The sequence below is a fragment of the Limosilactobacillus mucosae genome (assembly GCF_046939755.1).
GTDB classification, from domain to species: Bacteria; Bacillota; Bacilli; order Lactobacillales; family Lactobacillaceae; genus Limosilactobacillus; species Limosilactobacillus mucosae_A.
In genome coordinates, this window is record NZ_JBKZAY010000078.1 from 1 (window position 1) to 857 (window position 857).

Consider the following 857-nt stretch of genomic DNA (forward strand, 5'->3'; position numbering starts at 1 on the left):
TTTATTTGGCCTTAGTTAAGGCAGCTTGATTTTTAATAATTGCATCTGCTTTAACCGCTGATGCTAACATAGAAAAAGCGTTTGATTTAATTTGATGATTGAATGGCTTTGAGACTTGTATAAGTGCAGGCCGTTATTTTAATTATGTCTAGCCGGAAATGATGGATAGGCTTTCTTAAGACGTTCTTTTTGAAGCGCATTGTATTTTTGATTATTGATGTAGTTTTCTACGACGTCTTTGCTCATGTCGCCAAGCGTACTCATGTAGTAACTTGGCGACCATAAATGTCCACCCCAACATTCAGATTGTCGAATTTTTGGATGTCGTTTGAGAAAAATGAATGCACCTCGTCCTTTGAGCGCCTTGCTAGGCGGAAAACTGATCAGCACATGAACATGATCTGGCATTACTTCCAGCTTTTCCATCACAATATCGTTATCTTTTGCGACCATTCGCAGTATGTATTTCATTTCATCGGCTAGGTTTTTTTAGTAGCAAAGGTCTGAGGACGATACTTGGTTACCCAGATTAAGTGATAATGAAAATTATAGATATATCGACGAGTATAAACTGCGTCTTGAATTTTTTCTTTAGTCATTAAGAACACCTCAATCGTCATAGTCATTAGCTGATGATATAATCCAATTAAAGGAGGTGAAATAAAATGAAGTCAATGGCACAATTGGAATACCATTATGGATTGAAGGTTCGCATTTATCCAAGTGATCATCAGAAACAAATAATTAAAGTTAATAGTGATGCTAGTCGTTTTATCTACAACGAAATGGTCGCAATTGGCAAAGAGCTTTGGCAATTAAGCCGAGTCAAACTACCAATTGATACGGTACAAGATCGC

General features: G+C 36.9%; 1 protein-coding gene and 1 pseudogene. One reads left to right on the forward strand and one right to left on the reverse strand.

All coding sequences use genetic code 11. The features are described from left to right. Positions 1 to 138 precede the first annotated feature (138 nt). Positions 139 to 599 (reverse strand): annotated as a pseudogene (gene tnpA / locus ACLUWI_RS10155) (IS200/IS605 family transposase). A 66-nt stretch (positions 600 to 665) separates the two neighbouring features. Here tnpA and ACLUWI_RS10160 point away from each other — a divergent pair. After that, the coding region (locus ACLUWI_RS10160) for a helix-turn-helix domain-containing protein (protein ID WP_412147225.1) at positions 666 to 857 on the forward strand (192 nt) is incomplete at its 3' end.